This window comes from Leptospira saintgironsiae (genome assembly GCF_002811765.1).
Classification (GTDB): Bacteria; Spirochaetota; Leptospiria; order Leptospirales; family Leptospiraceae; genus Leptospira_B; species Leptospira_B saintgironsiae.
The window spans coordinates 79,584-96,873 of sequence record NZ_NPDR01000007.1; the positions used below are offsets into that span (position 1 = coordinate 79,584).

Sequence of the window (17,290 nt, forward strand, 5' to 3'; positions counted from 1 at the left end):
AGGAAACGTTCAGAAAACAGGCAGTTAACATTACGAAATGAAACTAACAGAAAAAATTCTGGGAACTTTTTCTCTCAGTTGGGATAACGCAAGTCAATAAGCGCATATCCCATAACGGATAGTTCATAATATCCTAATATGGGATACTTTGCGTTGAGCTTTCTATAAATTATTTAATATTTTAAGTTTTCATAATATTAAAATTAAAAAATATAAACTATTTATTTATAAAATGTTTGATCTGATCACAAACAGCTCAAGGAATAAAATCGTAGAGTGTGCTTTTCTCTCCAATCTCGATCGAAGAGAAAAAATTTTATCAAATCTTCAGATTCCAAGTCGGACTTATCCCATATTGAATACTACTACCTCATTTTGGGTAAGGGCAGTTTCTCTATAATTCATTAACTAATTTATATGTACTCATAATTAAATTAATGATTCTACAAAAGATCGTCCGGGGAAATTTTCACTCAACTATATATTATATATTTATAATATATAGTTTCGGATCGTGCACGACTTACTCCAATCCTCATCGAAAAATGAGACATATCCACCTTCCTCAACAAACCTAAAGCTAAACCTTTATCCCCCCTGCATCTTGCGAACAAATGTTCAACAAAAACGAACACTGTTTCAGACACTCATATTCTTATGAATTATCCTTGTCGGGAATCCACATATAATCCATCTTTTACCAGAACAATCGTTCTACTTCAAACGGATCGAATTCTATCTGTACGATCCGAAAGTTCAAAAATTCATTATCTGAGGACATAAGAGGGTTCCAAATGGCAAAACAATTCGAAGGTAAAGTTGCATTAGTTACGGGAGCTGCATCTCCCAGAGGTTTAGGCCGCGCTATCGCTAACACCATAGCAAGAGATGGTGGGGATGTAGTTGTAGTAGACTTAAATAAGGAACATATCGAGCAAGCAGCTGCTGAAATTGCAAAAGAATTCGGCGTTAAAACATTAGGTATTCCGGTAAATGTTACTAAACCTGAAGATTGCGACGCTGCTATTAATACTGTTAAAGAGAAATTCGGTAAACTGGACTTCTTAGTAAACAACGCAGGAGTTCTGAAAGATAATCTTTTTATCAGAATGAGCGAGCAAGAGTATGATTTCGTAATGGATGTGAATGCGAAAGGTGTGTTCTTAATGACCAAGTATGCTTCTAAACTTCTTTTAAAAGCTCCTTCCGGTAGAATTGTAAACATCTCTTCTCTTTCTGGTCTTTCCGGTCAACCTGGACAAGCGAACTATTCTTCTTCTAAAGCTGCAGTGATCGCTCTTACTAAAGTTGCTGCAAGAGAATTTTCCGGCAGAAACGTTTTAGTAAATGCGGTTTGTCCTGGTTATGTGCAAACAGACATGACTGCTTCTCTTCCTGAAGAAGTTCAGAAAAAACTTACCGATCCTATGTTCATTCCTTTAAAAAGACCAGGAACTCAACAAGAGATTGCTAACGCTGTAGAATTCTTCCTTTCTGATAAAGCATCTTATATCACTGGTGTTTTCTTGAGAGTAGACGGCGGCGCCGGTATAGGAATGTAAGGAGCAGTTCATGAGAGAAGTAGCAATCATCGGGGCCTATGAAACGGTCCACGGTAATCATAAAGACAGAACTCTTCGTGATCTAGTCACCGAAGCAGGTAACGGAGCTATCAAAGATTCTGGCATAGACAGAAAGGAAATCCAAGCTGTTTATGTAGGAAACTATGCTGGCAATGAATTTAACGCTCAGAACACAATGGGCTCTTATGCGGCCAACTTACTTGGATTAGGTGATCGTCCTGCGATTCGCACCGAAGGAGCCTGTGCTTCCGGCGGGATCGCAATGAGACAAGGTGTCCTTGCTGTTGCATCCGGCTTATACGATACAGTTTTAGTTCTGGGTGTAGAAAAAATGAACGGTTTAGATCCTGAAACTACGATGGAAATCGTAGCGAGAGGACAAGACCAAGACGTAGAAGGCGGATATTGTATTTCGGGCCCTTCTGGTTTTGCACTAAACGCGATCCGCCATATGCATGAATTCGGAACAACTAAAGAAATGTTAGCAACTGTTGCTGAAAAAAACTATTTCCATGGTAGCCTAAATCCATTTGCTCATAAACAAAAAGAGATCTCTTTCAATAATATTATGAGAGCAAGAATGGTCACTACTCCATTCGGTTTTCATGATGTTTCTTTGGTTACGGATGCTTCTGCGGCAGTTGTGATCACTACCAAAGAAAAAGCAAAATCCGTTCGTAAGGACTATATTGTTGTAAAAGGTTCAGGAATCGGCGGAGACTACTTCAACGTGGCTCTTAAAAAAGATTCTGTTAGTTTCCCAGCATCTGTCCAAGCTGCTACTGAGGCTTTTAAAATGGCAGGTGTAGAAAGAAAGGACATCGACGTTTTAGAATGCCATGACTGTTTCACCATCACTGAGATCATCAATATAGAAGATCTTGGATTTGTCGAAAAAGGAAAAGGCGGCCAATTCACTAAAGACGGTCATACTAGATTGGGCGGAAAACTCCCTGTAAACACCTCAGGTGGCTTAAAAGCAAAAGGTCACCCGGTTGGTGCTACCGGTGTTGGCCAAGTTGTGGAGATGACTTTCCAACTCAGAGAACAATCTGAAAAACGACAAGTTGCGAATGCTCGCACTGCTTTAACTCATGTTTTAGGCGGGCCAGGTGCAGTTAGTATAGTGCATATTCTGCAAAGGGGGGAATAATGGCGGAGATTATGGAAGCTCATTCTTTAACCGGAAAAAAATGCAAATCTTGCGGATTCGAAGCTACTGATCCCGTTGTTTCTTGCACAAGCTGTGGATCGGAAGATGTGGAAGTTAAAACTTTTTCAGGAAAAGGAAAAGTTTATACTTACACTGTGGTTCATGTAGGCTTCGGACATTTAGCACCAAGAGCGCCTTACGTTCTTGCAGTTGTCGAGTTAGAAGAAGGTGCAAAAACCATGAGTATTATCGAAGGAGAATACCAAGGTAAACCGGTCACAGAATCTATCGCGATCGATATGCCTGTTCTTTTCGATAGAACGGAAACTTCTACGGGATTTATTTTTAAACCCGCTTGATCTAAAAAGGAAGCGGGGTGGGACTTACCCCGCTTTTGTTTTACAAAAAACCAATAAGTCCGATTCTTTTCCATTCTTAGAAATCGATATTAAGAATCATCTCCAGATGCTTTGACAAAAGTCAATTTTCGGATCCTTCTCCATATTGCCCGAAATTCTTTGCGAATTCCGCGCCGACAATACCGTGACAAAAAGTTCTATGCTTTCTCTTTCTAAAAAAGAAACTTGGAACCAATATAAAGGAGTAATCCATGAAGACTCGGGCAATCCTGATTTCCCTTTTTGTTTCCATTCTCTCCCTCACCTCCCTATTGAACTGCGGAGATAAAGAAAAGCCGAAAGAAGAAGCTGCACCTGTAGCAAGCGCAGCAACTTTAAGTCCTGAAATAGAAGAAGGTAAAAAACTTTTTCTCGAAAACGGATGTAACGCATGTCACGGAGATACCGGTGCTGGTGACGGAGCAGCTGCAGCTAGCTTAAATCCAAAACCAAGAAATTACAAAGCTCCTGCTAGCGACTGGAAAAATGGTCCTACAGAAGCAGGAATTCTGAAAACTTTGAATAACGGAATTCCAAGCAACCCTGTAATGACTTCTTACAAGTTTTTAGGCGACGAAAAACTTAAAAAGATTTCTAAGTACGTAATCTACTTAAATCAAAATTAATTCCAATTCCTCGGGAGTCCGAAAGGACTCCTATCTTGATTTTTTCCCACTTTTCTTCTGGAAGTTTTCCACCCACATTTCAAGCTAGCTTTGTGAGCCAATCCTCTTCTTTACCACATTGCGACAGTTGCGGAACGGACAGAAAATCCCCTCTTTCCAGAGAAGTGAAAACTTACGGTAATTGGGCCTGGTTTTTGATCCTTTTCGGGATTTCTTCAAAACCTACTACTGTTTCTTTTCAATGTTCCCAATGCGGTCAGATTTTCGACAGACTTTCCCCGGAGGAGCTAGAGCACTACGTTTAACGGATTACTCCCAGTAGGCGGTCGGTTTTCCCAGGAAACGGGATTGACTGTCTTCGAGAGGAAAGGTCTTTTGTGCTAAATAAGGCAGATGTCTGACGAATTCAAAATAAACGTGGATCTTGAACCTAATGTTCCGGTGATCCATATCTCTGGGGAAATTACCTCTGAGGCGGATGACGAAATTTTAGGGAAATACCAGTCCATACCTGAGCAACGTAGGACCAGGGTGATTTTGAATTTCCACGGAACGTCTTACATCAATTCGGCGGGACTTGCAACATTGATCAGTTTGATCACCAAAGCAAGTGAATCTTCTTCCAAAATTGAATTTGCAGGTCTAAACGATCATTTCAGAAAAGTAATGGATATCGTCGGCCTTACGGATTTCGTTTTAATCCATAACACTCTGCAAGAAGCTCTTAGTTAAGGGATCAGTCCCTTCTTCTTAAAATCTTCCACTACTAGTTCCAGATCTTCGGGTGTGTCTACGCTCAATGCTGCGCGACTTGCTATATACACTCCGATAGAATGCCCCGCTTCCATGGCTCTTAATTGTTCAAGCGATTCAGATTCTTCGAGCGCGCTTGGAGGAAGATCCGGATATCCAAGTAAGAAGTCTCTATCGTATCCGTAGATCCCCAAATGTCTATAAGCAGGAACTGTTTTTTTAAATTGGCTAGGGATTGCTGAACGGGAGAAGTAGAGCGCTTTTCCGTTTTTATCCAAGACTACTTTGACCCTGTTTGGATCCTGGATCTCATTTTCTTCTAAACGAACTGCTGCGGTGCTCATTGCCCAATCTGGTCTTTCCAGTTTGAGTTTTGCGACTCCGTCTATAAGTTCAGATTCTATTCCAGGTTCGTCACCTTGGATATTGATTATAATTCCTGAGTCAGGATATTTGAGTGCAACTTCTCTGATCCTATCAGTCCCAGAAGGATGATCCGGAGAAGTCATTACCGCCTTACCACCATTATCCGAAACAATCTGTAAGATCCTTTCGTCGTCAGTGGCAACTACTACATCATGTAGAAGAGAAGACTTTAGAGAATTCTTATATGTCCAGGCGATCATAGGAAGATCCCCGATCTTGGCCAATGGTTTGCCAGGAAATCGGGAACTTCCATATCTTGCGGGTATGACCCCAAGGATTTTCGGTTTTGTCATTAGTTGACGATAAATTCTGTGAAGTAAACTTCTTGGATCTTTCCGTCGGAGAGAATATGATTGATCTGAGCTTTGATCTCTTCTCTCAAATCTAACTGATCTTCTACGTCGATCAAATCGTCCTTGGTTTTTCTTCCTATGATTAGGTTCACCAAGTCTCTCATCTGAGCGATCCTTTCCGCAAGTTCCGCAGTGATCTTAGCATCGTCTCTTGCAACTCCGAAAGATAATTTCATCTTCACGAAGTGAGTTTCACCTTTATCCGCAGTATTGATCCTGAACTCTTCCTGAAATTGGAAGGTCATGAGTGGCGGAGGCGGTTTTACTAAGGCTACGTTTTTCATTTCACGGAAGGTACTAGTCGCGGCCTGTTTCGCAACAAACATGGAAACAAGTACAACTATGATAATTCCGAATACAGCACCGGCAATATAGATCAGCCATTTGATGAGCGGAGACGAGCCGGCGCCGGCATCCGCCGCGGGTAAACCGCCTTCTTCCTCGTCTATTTCGGGATCGCCCATGGGTATTCTCCTTTTACTCTACTATAATCCACTTTCGGTGGAAGTTTCTGAACCTGGTACACGACTTTTTGGTAAGCCGAAATTGGATTCGTAGTCGCTTCGTTTGGTGGATTTTTCCGTTAAAATTACGATATCAATTCTTCTATTGAATGCTTTTGATTCTGGAGTTCCAAGGTTCTCCACTAGAAGCGGTCTATAAGATCCGAAACTCACAGCCTGGAACCAACTTGGATCCAATTTTCCAACTCCAACTATATAATCAGTAGAGTTGATCGCCCTTGCTCCAGCAAGATCCCAGTTGTTTAAGTAAGTTCTTTCTTCCCTGCTAGGATTTGCACCGGGCAGTACTGCATCAGCGTCGCAGTGACCTTCTACCCTTACAAATCTTTCGAGTCCCTTAATGAGTCCGCTGGCTTTTTTGAGTGTACCTTTTATTGGTTCTTGTAAAATTGCAGAGCCAGGATTAAAATAATCAGCTCCTACTAAGCTGATCACAAGACCTCTTTCGTCTTCAGTTACTCTTACTTTCCCTGCTTCTATCTCAGGTTTGAATAATTCCGTAGCGGTCTTTTTGGATTTAGAAAGTGCCTTTCCAGTAGTCATGGAAGGAAGACTTTCTATATTCATTCCCATCTCTTCCAATTTTCCTTTGGAAAGAGTTTGTCCACCGTCAAAAAATCCAGTGGTTGTTTTGAACGCGGATAGAATGATCTGCATCTCTATCGCGTTTGTTTTACCTGTACGGTATAACATAATGAAGAAGCAAAGAAGAAGTGTAACCATGTCTCCATAAGTAAGCATGTACTCTGGAATATTTTGGATACACTCTGGACATTTCTGTTTTGCCATATTCTTCTTCCGAAATAAATCTTAATCGTTTTCGTCTTTTAGAACGCCGCGTTCGCCAGGTGGCAGATAACTTGCGAGCTTGTCTTTCACGATACGAGGGTTATCTCCCGATTGAATGGAGAGTGTACCTTCTATCATGATCTGTCTTACTAATAGTTCGTCTTCGGATTTACGCATGAGTTTTTTCATGATCGGGATCGCAATCATGTTCGCTCCCATGGATCCGTACAATGTGGTGATCAAAGCGGCCGCCATCCCTGTTCCGATTGCACTCGCGTCTCCGGATCCAAGGTTCTTTAACATCTGAACGAGTCCGATCAGAGTTCCGATCATCCCGAATGCAGGAGCAAGTGCTCCCCAGTTTTCCCACCAAGCTTTTCCGGCACTATGCCTGGAAGCGATATTGCTCATTTCGGTTTCCATAATATTCCGAACAAGCTCCGGGTCTGTTCCGTCCACAACTAGGGTAATTCCCTTTCTTAAAAATTCTTCAGGAAGTTCGTTCACGTCATCTTCTAACGCGAGTAGACCTTCTCTTCTCGCTTTTTCCGAGAAGGAAACTAATGTTTTAATGAGTCCGATTAGATCGCTTTTTTCTTCTCTAAAAGCCTTACGAGTTACCTTGCCCAATTCCAAGGTATTTTGCCAAGGGACCGCCATCACCGTACAAGCAGTTGCTCCTCCGAATGTAATCAATACGGAAGGTATATCCACGATATCAAGTGGATTCAAACCAGCGGAAAGAATCCCGAAAGCGAATACTACGACTGCAGAGCCGAAACCTATGATTGTAGCTATATCCATTGTAGTTTAATCTGCCCTCTTAAATTGATCCGGCGCGGAACCCAAAGGAAACACCAGCACTCGTTTTTTGAACTCCAAAATTTTTTCGATCACGTCGGGTATACTTTCCTGGACCACATATTTTCTATCATTAGACAAAGTGATCGTTGTATCCGGATTTGCCTCGATACATTCAATATGAGAGGCGTTTAGAACGAATTCATTTCCTTTTAATCTATGCAAAGTAATCATACGCCCCTCCTTTTTCCAGAGTTCTTGTTTATAGTCTCGACCGTCTTTTGGATTTGGATGATGAATTTTTCCTCTGTAAAACGGTTTACCGAGGCCTGAAAGTCCTTAGATTTCCATTCTTTTCGGTCGGATTCCTGCAAGGCAGAGTTCAATGCCTCCACTGTTTGTTCTTTGAAGAATAGGCCAGTCTTTCCTGAGACCACAGTCTCCAAGGCCCCACCTTTCGCATAAGCCAGAACAGGAGTACAATACCCCTGAGCCTCGACAGGTGCGATCCCGAAATCTTCCATCCCTGGAAAAATGAATGTCTTTGCTTTGGCCATATACTCTTGCACTTCATTTCTTGGCCTATGAGGTAGGATCTCCACATTTGGAGGAAGGTCTTTTATAAGTTTCTTATATTCTTGTCCGCTTCCTAAAATTTTAAGAGGTCTTCCATTCTTTCGATAAGCTTCTATTGCTAAGTCGATCCTTTTATAAGGAGCAAATGCGGACACGATCAGATCGAAGTTTTCCTTCTTCCCTGCTTTAACCTTAAAACCTTCAGGCAAACATGGAGGATAAACTACCTTGGAGTCTCTTCTGTAAAACTTTTGGATGCGTCTAGAAACAAACTCAGAGTTACATAAGAATGAATCCACTCTATTAGAAGAAACCGAATCCCAGGTACGAAGATAATTGGAAACAAACTCGAAAGCGAAAAATTTAAGTCCCTGTCTCGCAGGAAAATAATCATAATACAGATCCCAAACATATCTCATGGGAGAATGTACATAGCTAATATGGATCGCGTCAGGATCAGGGATTATACCTTTTGCAACACAATGTGAAGAAGATACTATCAGATCATATCCTCTTAAATCTAAGGACTCTATCGCAGTTGGAAATAAAGGAAGATACCAACGATACTTTGATTTGAAAGGAAGCCTATCAGTGAACGCGGTTACGATCTTTCTATTTTCTATTCTTTCGTTTAATTTCCCTTTTTCGTAAAAAAGGGTAAATAGATCTGCATCTGGAAATACCTTTAGGATAGAATCGAGTACGATCTCTCCTCCTCTCATTCCATTCAGCCAATCATGGATCACTGCGACTTTCATAGATACTAGGATCGGCAGGGTAGCTTAGTTTGTCCCCGCCTTTTCGAAGAGACCATTAACGAGTTATAGCTTGTTCAGATAGAAATCGCTGGAAATTCCACCAATGATGGTGGTCCTACGATACAAATTGATGGAGAAAGGAATAGGAGCACTTCTTTCAATCTTACGGTACCCTTCGACGTATCTTCTAGCATCGTCCCCTAAAATTCTCATATCAGTCAATGTCTCGGCCAGATTATCGTAGGTATCCGGATCATTAATAAACCTTGGAACTGATCCGTTGCTACTTTTGAGTTTGTAAGATATCTCTTCGAAATTTGCAAACATCAAGGTGATATCCTGTTTATTTTCTCGGATCACACCTGTGGATGCTGCAAAGAAGTCATCATAGTATCTAGCAGAAGGAGCAAAATCAGGTCGGAAATCTTCTTCTTCCTTGTATGTTGGTCGGAAGAATGTTTGTTTGGAATCTTCTTCTGCGTTTCCTGGATTGATATCTATAGTTCTTCCGGCAAGAACTGTTGCAGTCCTAAAACTGATATCATAGTTTGAATATAATGTGATAGGCTCAGCAAGACGGATTGTGATCTCCACTGCCTTGGTCCTGTTCTTGTCCAAAAATCTTTTGTCTGGAACTTCTTCTATCCCAACCACATCTACATCTCGAACGATTCCCCTCTCCAATCCTAAAATGCTGACCGGAGTTCCAGGGCGAATTCCTTGCGACTTAGGATAATAAATTTTTAAAGTATAAGGATAATCTTCTTCTGAACCAGATCGTTCGATCACTGATTGGTATAAGAGTACGAAAAAAGCACAAAAGAAAACGAAACCTAGGTGAATGGGAGAAGGGATCGGAAATTTCATACTTTCTTCTATTAGAAACTTCGGCTTTGGATTCGGATCAACTAAATCCCATTAAATCAAAAATAGATGGGCGAAATTTCAGAGAATTTCCCGATAATTCTAAGGGAAAGGAAGAAAAAACCCTCTCAAAACGCCTATGAGACATAATATAATTGACTTTTTGAAAGAATCCATTCAAAAAAGAACGAGTTGGTGGCTTCTCGCCTTCCTCTTTCTATTGGCGAGCCCTTTAGGCTGGGGATTTAGGAGAGGGACCCTTCCCCAGGAGTTGAATAAACTCATACTGACAGGACACGAAACTCTTAGAACGGAAGAAATAGTTCAGATCATGGGAATCCAACCGGGAACCTCTTTCGAAAATTACGACCTCGGCCAAATGGAAAACCGACTTACCTCACATCCCAGAATCAAATCCGCTCACTTGGAAAAAAAAACGGACGATCAATTGTTAGTGGAGATCACCGAAAGAAAACCAAATTATCTTGTGAATTCGGACGGCCATCTTTTCGAAATCGATTCCGACCTAAAGATACTTTCCATGGATGATGTTAGAAGCCAAGGACTCACCGTTCTTTCTGGAACATTTCCAAGAGAAAAAGGAGAAGTAGTCGGCGCTGCATTCAAAGATCTTCACACTTCTGTTGAAAATGCATTTCGTTCTTATCCAGCACTAAAGACTCGTATCTCAGAAGTGTCTCTACATGAAGATGGAGAAATTTTTGTCTACGCAGACACTCCTCTTTCGGTTCGTGTACAAGTCGGGACCTTATTCCAAACGGAACAGGTCAGAAAGTTATATGCTGTATTAGCATATCTTGAAAAAGAAAAAGTCCGTCCCAAACTCGTAGACATACGAGGAGAAGACGCGGTTTACCATTAAGAATATGGAATCTTCTGAAAGAATCATAGTCTCTCTGGATCTGGGATCAGCACTTACAAAAGTGGTGGTAGGACGTCCTATCTCTGAATACGAAACTGAAATTATCGGAACAGGAATGTTCCCTTCTTCCGGGATCAAAAACGGTTCTATCATAAACATAGAAGCAACTACTCGCTCCATCATAGAAGCAGTGAGCGAAGCTGAACTGATGTGCGGACAAGAGATCGGTTATGTTGTGGTAAACGTGACTGGCAAATCTGTTCGTGCAGATAATTCCAAGGGAGTTGTTGCTATCACGAATAGAGATAGAGTTGTAACCGAACCTGATATTGTTAGAGTGATAGAGGCTGCACAAGCAGTTAGAGTTCCAGCTGACCAAGAAATTTTACATGTTCTCTCCAAAGAATTTTCAGTAGATGATCAAACTTCTATCAAAGATCCGATCGGAATGACTGGAGTTCGTTTAGAAGCAGAAGTACATATAGTCACAGCTGGTCTAACAGCACTTCATAATTTAGAAAAATGTATTGAAGCGGCAGGTTTGGCAGAAGAGACAAGGGTTCTCTCTAGTTTAGCTTCTTCCGATGCAGTTTTAACTTCTGGCGAAAAAGATTTAGGCACTGCGGTATTAGATATTGGGGCAGGGATCTGCGATCTGATCGTTTATGTGGACGGTGGAATTGCTTATTCTTCCGTAATCCCATTCGGCGGATATAATGTTACTTCTGATCTTTCTATCGGTTTAAAAACCACAATTGAAACTGCTGAGCTTGTTAAAAAAAGATTCGGTCATTGTTCTTTAGAAGAAATAGATCCAACCGAAACAGTGGAGATACCACCAATCAGCGGAAGACCAGCGAGAGCAGTTCTAAGAGAAGAACTAGTTCATGTAATCGAACCTCGTATGAGAGAAATTTTCGAAATGGTGGATGCAGAACTTATTAAGTCCGGTAAAAAATCATTTCTCGCTGGAGGAGTTATCCTCACAGGTGGAGGAAGCCTTTTAGAAGGAATAGAAAGTTTGGCAGAAGACGTATTTCGTCTAACGGTAACTCGTGCAAGACCTGCGGGACTTTCCGGACTTTCAGACAGAGTTTCTTCTCCTGAATTTGCTACCGCAGTCGGACTTATCAAATACGCCTCCAGATTAGGGGACATGGAAAGAAAATCCCAGGACAGAAGCGAAACCTGGAGCAAAAAAATTCGGAGATGGATAGAGGAAAACCTCTAAGGGAGTGATCATGTTACGTTTCGAAGAAGAAGAAAAATCAAACCCTGCTATTATTAAAGTTTTAGGAATCGGCGGCGGCGGAATGAACGCAGTTGCAAGAATGGCGAATTCTAGCCTAAGAGGTGTGGAATACGTTATCATGAATACCGACGAACAGGTATTAAAACGTTCCGAGATCGAAGGTAAAATTGCATTAGGTTCCAAAACTACAAGAGGAATGGGCGCAGGAGGAGATCCTGAATTAGGTGCAAGAGCAGCAGAAGAAGACAGAGAAAAAATCGTATCTGTGATCCAAGGCGCGGACATGGTTTTCGTAACCGCTGGGATGGGAGGCGGAACCGGAACTGGTGCAGCACCTATCGTTGCTAAGATCGCAAAAGAACAAAAATGTTTAGTAGTCGGAGTGGTCACTATTCCTTTTTCTTTCGAAGGAAAAAGAAGAATGGAGCTCGCCAAAAGAGGGATAGAACAACTTCGCTCTTATGTTGATACTTTAATTTTAGTTAATAATGAATCCATCTTTCAAGTAGTAGAAAGAGATACTCCGATCGACCAAGCATTCAGAGTAATAGATGATATTCTTTTGAACGCAGTGAGAGGAATCAGTGATATCGTTAATAATCCTGGAATCATCAATGTGGACTTCGCAGATGTAAAAGCGATCATGAGAGATACCGGTGACGCAGTTATGGGAGTCGGAGAAGGTTACGGAGAAAACAAAGTTTCAGAAGCCGTAAACTTTGCAATCGATAACGCTCTATTAGATTCTCGCTCCATCGCAGGTGCAACTTCTCTTTTGATAAATGTTACAGGCGGAACTGATCTTACTATTTCGGATTGGAATGAAGTATCTCAGATCATCACTTCTCAAGTAGATCCTAACGCGAATATCATCATTGGTTTAACTGAAGATTCAGATCTTGAAAAAAGAATTCGTATCACTGTGATCGCAACTGGTTTTAACAAAAGAGCTGCAGGTATTGGATCTGTTCCTAAATTACAAACCCAACCACAAAGAAAAGTAGTTGGACTTCCTGAAATGGAAGAACCTCGTCAAACTTTCAAAACGGAACCGGAAAGGATTAGCAATGACCCGGAAGCATACAGGACACTCAAATCTAAAAATCCTTCCGGAAACATGAAAGAAGATTATGATATCCCTGCTTTCCTAAGAAGAGGAGAAAAAGGAAGAGGTTAATTTACTTTTCTTCGGTTGCCTCTTCTTGTATCGGAGGAGGCGCCATCAATTCTTTCAACTCTTTGAGATAATCATCTTCTGGACCGCCTAAACGAATTGCCTCATCGTAAAATTGGATCGCCTTTTGGTAATCACCTTCTGAAAAATAATAAGTAGCTAAATTTGCTTTTGCTGCCCAAGATTTTCCTTTTGCTTTTAAGTCCGCTTTTTCCCAAGAAATTTTAGCTCTATGAAAATTCGGATTTTCTCCGGTGATCTCTTCGTAACCTTCTAAAAGAAGTGCTTCTACTTCCGGATTTTCATCTTCCGTAAATATAGAAATATCTTCTGATTCAACTTTAGGAGAAAGCCTTCTTTGTATTTCAGAAATGGATTCATCCAATGCTGTAGAAAGAGAAGGGAGCATACTAGGACAACTAATGTCCCCTACTCCATTATATATGATAGAAGGTTTACTAAGAATAGTCTTCATCATTTCTCCGGAATCAACCCGGATCAAATTTGCTTCTATAGGAATATAAACTTTTCGGACACCTGTGGGTTTTACGATTGGATCACTTACAAGAGAAGCTGCTGCCCTACTATATTGCCTATTCCTATCCTTTCCAGCAGCAACTACTTTAAGAACTGCCATTCCGAGGGCAAGATAATCCATTTTAGCTTCTACATAACATTGGGACTCTGGCTGTTTAACCGAAACATATAGGACAGCATCTGCATCCAATATTTCTCCGATCTTCTTTCTGTACTTTTGTATCCCTTCCAAAGAAAGATCTTTTTGTTCCAAAACATCAGGTCTGTCCTTTAGATCCAAAATTTTAAAATAAGAATCGTCTGAAAAACTCTCATAAATTTTTGCTGGGACCATCAATACGAAAGAACGATTACTTTCGTGGCTCCATATTTCTGAATTCATCGGTTCCAGAGCGAATGCGACTGTTTTCACTCCATTTAAGAATTGTTTTAAGTCTCGTCCTTCTTTTGTAGGAGGATACATAGGATATTCTACGGTTACGGACTGGCAGGTTATAAAAGTCGCAAGTAAGCAGAATAGAAAGACTAACGTGAACCGCATATCGGATCGGACCCTTTCTTGGTAAATTTTAGATCCCGTTTTTAACGGTTTCTTTTGTAGAATTTGTAGGTAGGAGCTCCAACAAAATCAAATGAGGTCTTGCTCCAAATCGAATTCTTGGCGCCACATGACCTTCCGCCCCTAAACCTCTACTAACTATAATATCAGTATTTTCGTAAGCGTTCAATCCCCCAGCAGCAATATGTCGAGGAACCCTGGAAAGAGTTAAGATTGGACCAAAAAATGGGATCTGGACCTGTCCCCCGTGAGTATGCCCTGCCAAAACAAGGTCCACTTTTTCATTCGGCTGGTGAAGAACAGAATCAGGATAATGACTGATCAAAATAGAATAAATGTCCTCAGGAATTTCCCTTTTCAAACTCCAAATCAAAGATTTGTTTCTATAATCAGGTAAACCTAATCCCATCAAACCAATCTTATTTTTGCCGATCTGGATTACCTTTGATTTACGATCCCAAAGAACTGATCCAGTCTTAGCAGAAAAATCAGTATAACGCAAAATATGATCCACATCGCCTGTAACAAAAAAGAATCCATTATTATATTTAAATTCTTTTAGATAAGAAGTTACGATCGGATATAAGCAGGCATGATTCATCACATCTCCAGTGAATAAGATCAGATCCGGTTGGAAACGATTCGCCTCTTCTCGAACTTCTAAGTGAAGTTTTCTAATATCATCCGTTTGTAGATCAGAGATATGTACGATTTTGATAGGAGAAACTATTTTATCAGAACGTATTTGGATATGCTCCACATCCAAATGATTCGGTTCCCAAACTTCAGAATAAAATTTAATACAAACCAAGAAGATAGAAATGAATAAGAAAACAATCCTCTTGGAAAATACGAAATGAAGGACGCCAAATAAAGGAAGAGCAATTGTTAAAACTGTCCAAGCAATCCTAACTCGGATAAAAGAACTTACATCCAGAAATACAGGAACAGTAGCCGCAAGAATCAGATAGATGAGAGTAAGAATTAGAATTCTTTTATAAAAGGAAAAATCCCATTCCTTTGAGAAGATAGACTTTCGCTTATTTCCTAAAAATACAAAAAGAAATAAAGTAAACGTGATGATTACTATAACATCTATTATGAAATTAGATCTAGAATATGCATTCAAATAAAAATTCATGTTTGGATCTTCTTCTTTCCATTCCAAAATTCTGCAGCTATTGCGCTAATTAAATACATTACTGTCCCATACATGAGAACAGTAAGTAATGTTTCACTTTGTTTAAGATGAAGTTCTGCAAGAAGTAGAGCCAAAGATAAACTTCTGATCCCAGAAACCATAGACAAAGAAGCTCTAACTTCTTGTGTTGAATTAAACAAAAAGATCCCAGGAAGAAGAGAAAATACTACCGCTACAGCTGCACCGATCCAAGCAATCCAACCTAAACTCAGTGCATATTCTCCATATTGAAAGATCAGAAGTAAGATAGATAACACCAAACAGAATGTGCTGAATTTCTCTACCCAAGGAGCTACCGGATCAAAAAATTTAGGGAAGAAGTATTTGCTCAGAAGTCCGAGAAGTAAAGGTAGACCTTGTAAAAATGTTCCGATCAAAAAAAGTTTTAGAAAAAGATCAAAATTAAATCCTGAACCACCTTGGTAGATTGAAAATATCAAAGGAGTGAGAATGGTATTCGCGCCATTCAATAATGCGATCAACATTCCGCCTAATGCTGGATTTCCTTTTGCTCTTAAGACAAATAATCCTCCGGAAGCTCCTCCCGGAGAAGCAGCACAAAGAAAAATTGCAGCAAACGCAAGTTCAGATACTCCTAAAAGTTTTCCTGTAAAAAATACGGATAAGGGAAGTATCCCGAAATTCCAAAAGAATGCAAATACTAGAATCGGCACAAATTTGGACCAAGAGCCCAATTCTTTTTTTTCTATCCTCAATCCCAAACCATACATAGAGGAAAGGGAAAGAAGAATGAGTACGATCCGTATTAACATTTTCTAATTTTAAGAAAGACTTTTCTTAAGGAAACTTCTCTCTTTGATCGTTTGAGAAATGAAACTAGAGATCGCAAAGAAAAATGCAAATCCAAGGAAAAAATAAGGCGCAATCGAAACTTGCTCTTGAGGAATATTATTCTGCACTAACATTCCATAAAATGCTACAACAAACAATGTGGCAGGAACAGTTAGCACTGAACCTAAATTAATGAATAATTTATACCGAATGGACCCATTCTCTTCCTTCTTAGCATAACCAAAAGACCATAACCAGTTTCTATGTTTTGCCAATTGAGAAGCGTTTTGGAAAAGAAGTTTGTCTCCTTCTTTTTGAACGGCATATCCGGCTTTTTCAAATTGAGAAGACACAGAGTTAATATCTGATCTCAATTCTCCGGATAAAATAGCAGGGAAGAAGGAGCCAAAATTTCTTTTAGAAAAAGTTTCCTTCTGTTTTCGATCCCATAGGGCAATTGTAAATACCAGAATGAATATCAAGATAGGAAGTATATTTAAAATTATAGTCATCATCTTTGTTTTTATGCCGCCGTTAAAATAATCGGTCCACGTTCAGTAACTACTACTGAATGTTCAAACTGAGCAGTAAATGAACCATCAGGAGTTTTTAAAGTCCATCCATCAGATTGTTCTACAAAGTCTTCGGCTCCAGTCGAAACAAAAGTTTCAACAGCGATGACCTGTCCCGATTTTAGAATTCGTTTATCTCTTGGTTCATAATAATTACAAATATCGAATGGTTCTTCATGGAGAGATTTTCCTACTCCATGTCCGCATAATGTTCGGATCACTTTAAATCCATTCTTCTTTGCAGTATTCTCAATTGTTCTTCCGATAGAATTTAGTTTTTCACCAGTCTTCACACCAGAAAGAGCAAGTTTTAATGCTTCAGAAGAAACATCTAAAAGTTTACTTAAACCTTTATCATCTTTTCCAACGATAAGAGTAAAACCAGTATCTGCAAAATATCCGTTCAACTCTAAAGAAACATCCAAGTTAAGAAGATCTCCTTCTTTCAAGATACGATCACTTGGAATTCCATGAGCAATTTCAGTATTCAAACTGATACAAGTATAACCTGGAAATTTATACATGAGTTGAGGAGCACTTCTCGCCCCGAACTTAGAAAAATAAGAATGCGCGATACGATCCAGCTCTTTGGTGCTAATCCCCGGTTTAGCAGCTTCTCTCATTTTAACCAGGGTCTCGGCAGTGATCTTGCCAATCCTTTGTAATGCTTCCAGATCTTCTTTATTACGAACCGTCATAAATATTAGTTCTACAGA

Annotated in this window: 21 protein-coding genes; 9 read left to right on the plus strand and 12 right to left on the minus strand. The window is 40.1% G+C overall.

Going from position 1 to position 17,290, the window contains the following annotated elements; translation table 11 throughout:
• The first annotated feature begins 794 nt into the window (after positions 1-794).
• The 6 genes from CH362_RS15325 to CH362_RS15350 all read left to right on the plus strand — a co-directional run bounded on the left by CH362_RS15325 (position 795) and on the right by CH362_RS15350 (position 4,492).
• Positions 795-1,562 carry a glucose 1-dehydrogenase gene (locus CH362_RS15325; RefSeq protein ID WP_100711203.1) on the plus strand — a complete coding sequence of 256 codons (768 nt, stop codon included), beginning with the start codon at positions 795-797 and terminating at the stop codon, positions 1,560-1,562.
• A gap of 10 nt (positions 1,563-1,572) precedes the next feature.
• Positions 1,573-2,736, plus strand: a complete 1,164-nt coding sequence (locus CH362_RS15330; RefSeq protein ID WP_100711204.1) for a thiolase domain-containing protein — start codon at positions 1,573-1,575, stop codon at positions 2,734-2,736.
• A complete protein-coding gene (locus CH362_RS15335; RefSeq protein ID WP_100711205.1) occupies positions 2,736-3,095 on the plus strand; it encodes a Zn-ribbon domain-containing OB-fold protein in 360 nt (119 codons plus the stop codon). Before CH362_RS15330 ends, CH362_RS15335 begins: the two co-directional genes overlap by 1 nt.
• 251 nt (positions 3,096-3,346) lie before the next feature.
• Complete coding sequence (locus tag CH362_RS15340; protein WP_100711206.1) at positions 3,347-3,760, plus strand: c-type cytochrome; 414 nt, start codon at positions 3,347-3,349, stop codon at positions 3,758-3,760.
• A 92-nt stretch (positions 3,761-3,852) separates the two neighbouring features.
• Positions 3,853-4,065, plus strand: a complete 213-nt coding sequence (locus tag CH362_RS15345; RefSeq protein ID WP_086447183.1) for a hypothetical protein — start codon at positions 3,853-3,855, stop codon at positions 4,063-4,065.
• Between the two features lie 88 nt (positions 4,066-4,153).
• The gene (locus tag CH362_RS15350; RefSeq protein WP_020769614.1) at positions 4,154-4,492 is read left to right on the plus strand and encodes an STAS domain-containing protein; all 339 of its coding nucleotides are present in this window, start codon (positions 4,154-4,156) and stop codon (positions 4,490-4,492) included.
• Here the strand turns inward: CH362_RS15350 and kdsB are convergent.
• From kdsB to CH362_RS15385, 7 genes are all read right to left on the minus strand, one after another.
• Positions 4,489-5,232: a 3-deoxy-manno-octulosonate cytidylyltransferase gene (gene kdsB, locus CH362_RS15355; RefSeq protein WP_100711207.1), complete on the minus strand. Its 744-nt coding sequence runs from the start codon at positions 5,230-5,232 to the stop codon at positions 4,489-4,491. The two genes, CH362_RS15350 and kdsB, sit on opposite strands and share 4 nt — an antisense overlap.
• Positions 5,232-5,756, minus strand: a complete 525-nt coding sequence (locus CH362_RS15360; RefSeq protein ID WP_008591739.1) for a flagellar basal body-associated FliL family protein — start codon at positions 5,754-5,756, stop codon at positions 5,232-5,234. Before CH362_RS15360 ends, kdsB begins: the two co-directional genes overlap by 1 nt.
• Positions 5,757-5,777: 21 nt before the next feature.
• Complete coding sequence (gene motB / locus CH362_RS15365; RefSeq protein WP_100711208.1) at positions 5,778-6,605, minus strand: flagellar motor protein MotB; 828 nt, start codon at positions 6,603-6,605, stop codon at positions 5,778-5,780.
• Positions 6,606-6,626: 21 nt separating this feature from the next.
• Positions 6,627-7,409, minus strand: a complete 783-nt coding sequence (locus tag CH362_RS15370; RefSeq protein ID WP_100711209.1) for a motility protein A — start codon at positions 7,407-7,409, stop codon at positions 6,627-6,629.
• 6 nt (positions 7,410-7,415) lie between these two features.
• On the minus strand, positions 7,416-7,640 hold the full coding sequence (locus tag CH362_RS15375) for a flagellar FlbD family protein (RefSeq protein ID WP_100711210.1): 225 nt from the start codon (positions 7,638-7,640) through the stop codon (positions 7,416-7,418).
• Entirely contained in the window at positions 7,637-8,740 is a 1,104-nt protein-coding gene (locus CH362_RS15380) for a glycosyltransferase (protein WP_165780278.1), read from the minus strand. Before CH362_RS15380 ends, CH362_RS15375 begins: the two co-directional genes overlap by 4 nt.
• 63 nt (positions 8,741-8,803) lie before the next feature.
• Positions 8,804-9,607: an MlaD family protein gene (locus CH362_RS15385; protein WP_100711212.1), complete on the minus strand. Its 804-nt coding sequence runs from the start codon at positions 9,605-9,607 to the stop codon at positions 8,804-8,806.
• 136 nt (positions 9,608-9,743) lie between these two features.
• Here CH362_RS15385 and CH362_RS15390 point away from each other — a divergent pair, with 136 nt between their 5' ends.
• Genes CH362_RS15390 through ftsZ form a run of 3 tightly spaced genes read left to right on the plus strand, consistent with a single transcriptional unit; the run spans position 9,744 to position 12,916 of the window.
• Positions 9,744-10,487, plus strand: coding sequence for a cell division protein FtsQ/DivIB (locus CH362_RS15390; RefSeq protein ID WP_100711213.1), 744 nt, complete (start codon positions 9,744-9,746; stop codon positions 10,485-10,487).
• Between the two features lie 4 nt (positions 10,488-10,491).
• Complete coding sequence (ftsA, locus tag CH362_RS15395) at positions 10,492-11,718, plus strand: cell division protein FtsA (RefSeq protein ID WP_100711214.1); 1,227 nt, start codon at positions 10,492-10,494, stop codon at positions 11,716-11,718.
• Positions 11,719-11,728: 10 nt separating this feature from the next.
• A complete protein-coding gene (gene ftsZ / locus CH362_RS15400; RefSeq protein ID WP_100711215.1) occupies positions 11,729-12,916 on the plus strand; it encodes a cell division protein FtsZ in 1,188 nt (395 codons plus the stop codon).
• Between the two features lies 1 nt (position 12,917).
• Here ftsZ and CH362_RS15405 read toward each other — a convergent pair whose 3' ends face one another.
• The 5 genes from CH362_RS15405 to map are packed head-to-tail and all read right to left on the minus strand — an operon-like array spanning position 12,918 to position 17,272.
• Positions 12,918-13,991 carry a lipoprotein LipL41 gene (locus tag CH362_RS15405; protein WP_100711216.1) on the minus strand — a complete coding sequence of 358 codons (1,074 nt, stop codon included), beginning with the start codon at positions 13,989-13,991 and terminating at the stop codon, positions 12,918-12,920.
• A 28-nt stretch (positions 13,992-14,019) separates the two neighbouring features.
• Positions 14,020-15,150 carry a metallophosphoesterase gene (locus CH362_RS15410; protein ID WP_100711290.1) on the minus strand — a complete coding sequence of 377 codons (1,131 nt, stop codon included), beginning with the start codon at positions 15,148-15,150 and terminating at the stop codon, positions 14,020-14,022.
• On the minus strand, positions 15,147-15,983 hold the full coding sequence (locus tag CH362_RS15415; protein WP_100711217.1) for a bile acid:sodium symporter: 837 nt from the start codon (positions 15,981-15,983) through the stop codon (positions 15,147-15,149). Before CH362_RS15415 ends, CH362_RS15410 begins: the two co-directional genes overlap by 4 nt.
• Before the next feature lie 9 nt (positions 15,984-15,992).
• Positions 15,993-16,517, minus strand: coding sequence for a hypothetical protein (locus tag CH362_RS15420; RefSeq protein ID WP_100711218.1), 525 nt, complete (start codon positions 16,515-16,517; stop codon positions 15,993-15,995).
• A gap of 8 nt (positions 16,518-16,525) precedes the next feature.
• Complete coding sequence (gene map, locus CH362_RS15425) at positions 16,526-17,272, minus strand: type I methionyl aminopeptidase (RefSeq protein ID WP_100711219.1); 747 nt, start codon at positions 17,270-17,272, stop codon at positions 16,526-16,528.
• Positions 17,273-17,290: the final 18 nt, after the last annotated feature.

Bases quoted from the DNA above. Each gene is read 5' to 3' on its own strand.
- CH362_RS15325 (WP_100711203.1), top strand. From the start codon at position 795: ATGGCAAAACAATTCGAAGGTAAAGTTGCATTAGTTACGGGAGCTGCA.
- CH362_RS15330 (WP_100711204.1), top strand. From the start codon at position 1,573: ATGAGAGAAGTAGCAATCATCGGGGCCTATGAAACGGTCCACGGTAAT.
- CH362_RS15335 (WP_100711205.1), top strand. From the start codon at position 2,736: ATGGCGGAGATTATGGAAGCTCATTCTTTAACCGGAAAAAAATGCAAA.
- CH362_RS15340 (WP_100711206.1), top strand. From the start codon at position 3,347: ATGAAGACTCGGGCAATCCTGATTTCCCTTTTTGTTTCCATTCTCTCC.
- CH362_RS15350 (WP_020769614.1), top strand. From the start codon at position 4,154: ATGTCTGACGAATTCAAAATAAACGTGGATCTTGAACCTAATGTTCCG.
- kdsB (WP_100711207.1), bottom strand. From the start codon at position 5,232: ATGACAAAACCGAAAATCCTTGGGGTCATACCCGCAAGATATGGAAGT.
- CH362_RS15360 (WP_008591739.1), bottom strand. From the start codon at position 5,756: ATGGGCGATCCCGAAATAGACGAGGAAGAAGGCGGTTTACCCGCGGCG.
- motB (WP_100711208.1), bottom strand. From the start codon at position 6,605: ATGGCAAAACAGAAATGTCCAGAGTGTATCCAAAATATTCCAGAGTAC.
- CH362_RS15370 (WP_100711209.1), bottom strand. From the start codon at position 7,409: ATGGATATAGCTACAATCATAGGTTTCGGCTCTGCAGTCGTAGTATTC.
- CH362_RS15375 (WP_100711210.1), bottom strand. From the start codon at position 7,640: ATGATTACTTTGCATAGATTAAAAGGAAATGAATTCGTTCTAAACGCC.
- CH362_RS15380 (WP_165780278.1), bottom strand. From the start codon at position 8,740: ATGAAAGTCGCAGTGATCCATGATTGGCTGAATGGAATGAGAGGAGGA.
- CH362_RS15385 (WP_100711212.1), bottom strand. From the start codon at position 9,607: ATGAAATTTCCGATCCCTTCTCCCATTCACCTAGGTTTCGTTTTCTTT.
- CH362_RS15390 (WP_100711213.1), top strand. From the start codon at position 9,744: ATGAGACATAATATAATTGACTTTTTGAAAGAATCCATTCAAAAAAGA.
- ftsA (WP_100711214.1), top strand. From the start codon at position 10,492: ATGGAATCTTCTGAAAGAATCATAGTCTCTCTGGATCTGGGATCAGCA.
- ftsZ (WP_100711215.1), top strand. From the start codon at position 11,729: ATGTTACGTTTCGAAGAAGAAGAAAAATCAAACCCTGCTATTATTAAA.
- CH362_RS15405 (WP_100711216.1), bottom strand. From the start codon at position 13,991: ATGCGGTTCACGTTAGTCTTTCTATTCTGCTTACTTGCGACTTTTATA.
- CH362_RS15410 (WP_100711290.1), bottom strand. From the start codon at position 15,150: ATGAATTTTTATTTGAATGCATATTCTAGATCTAATTTCATAATAGAT.
- CH362_RS15415 (WP_100711217.1), bottom strand. From the start codon at position 15,983: ATGTTAATACGGATCGTACTCATTCTTCTTTCCCTTTCCTCTATGTAT.
- CH362_RS15420 (WP_100711218.1), bottom strand. From the start codon at position 16,517: ATGATGACTATAATTTTAAATATACTTCCTATCTTGATATTCATTCTG.
- map (WP_100711219.1), bottom strand. From the start codon at position 17,272: ATGACGGTTCGTAATAAAGAAGATCTGGAAGCATTACAAAGGATTGGC.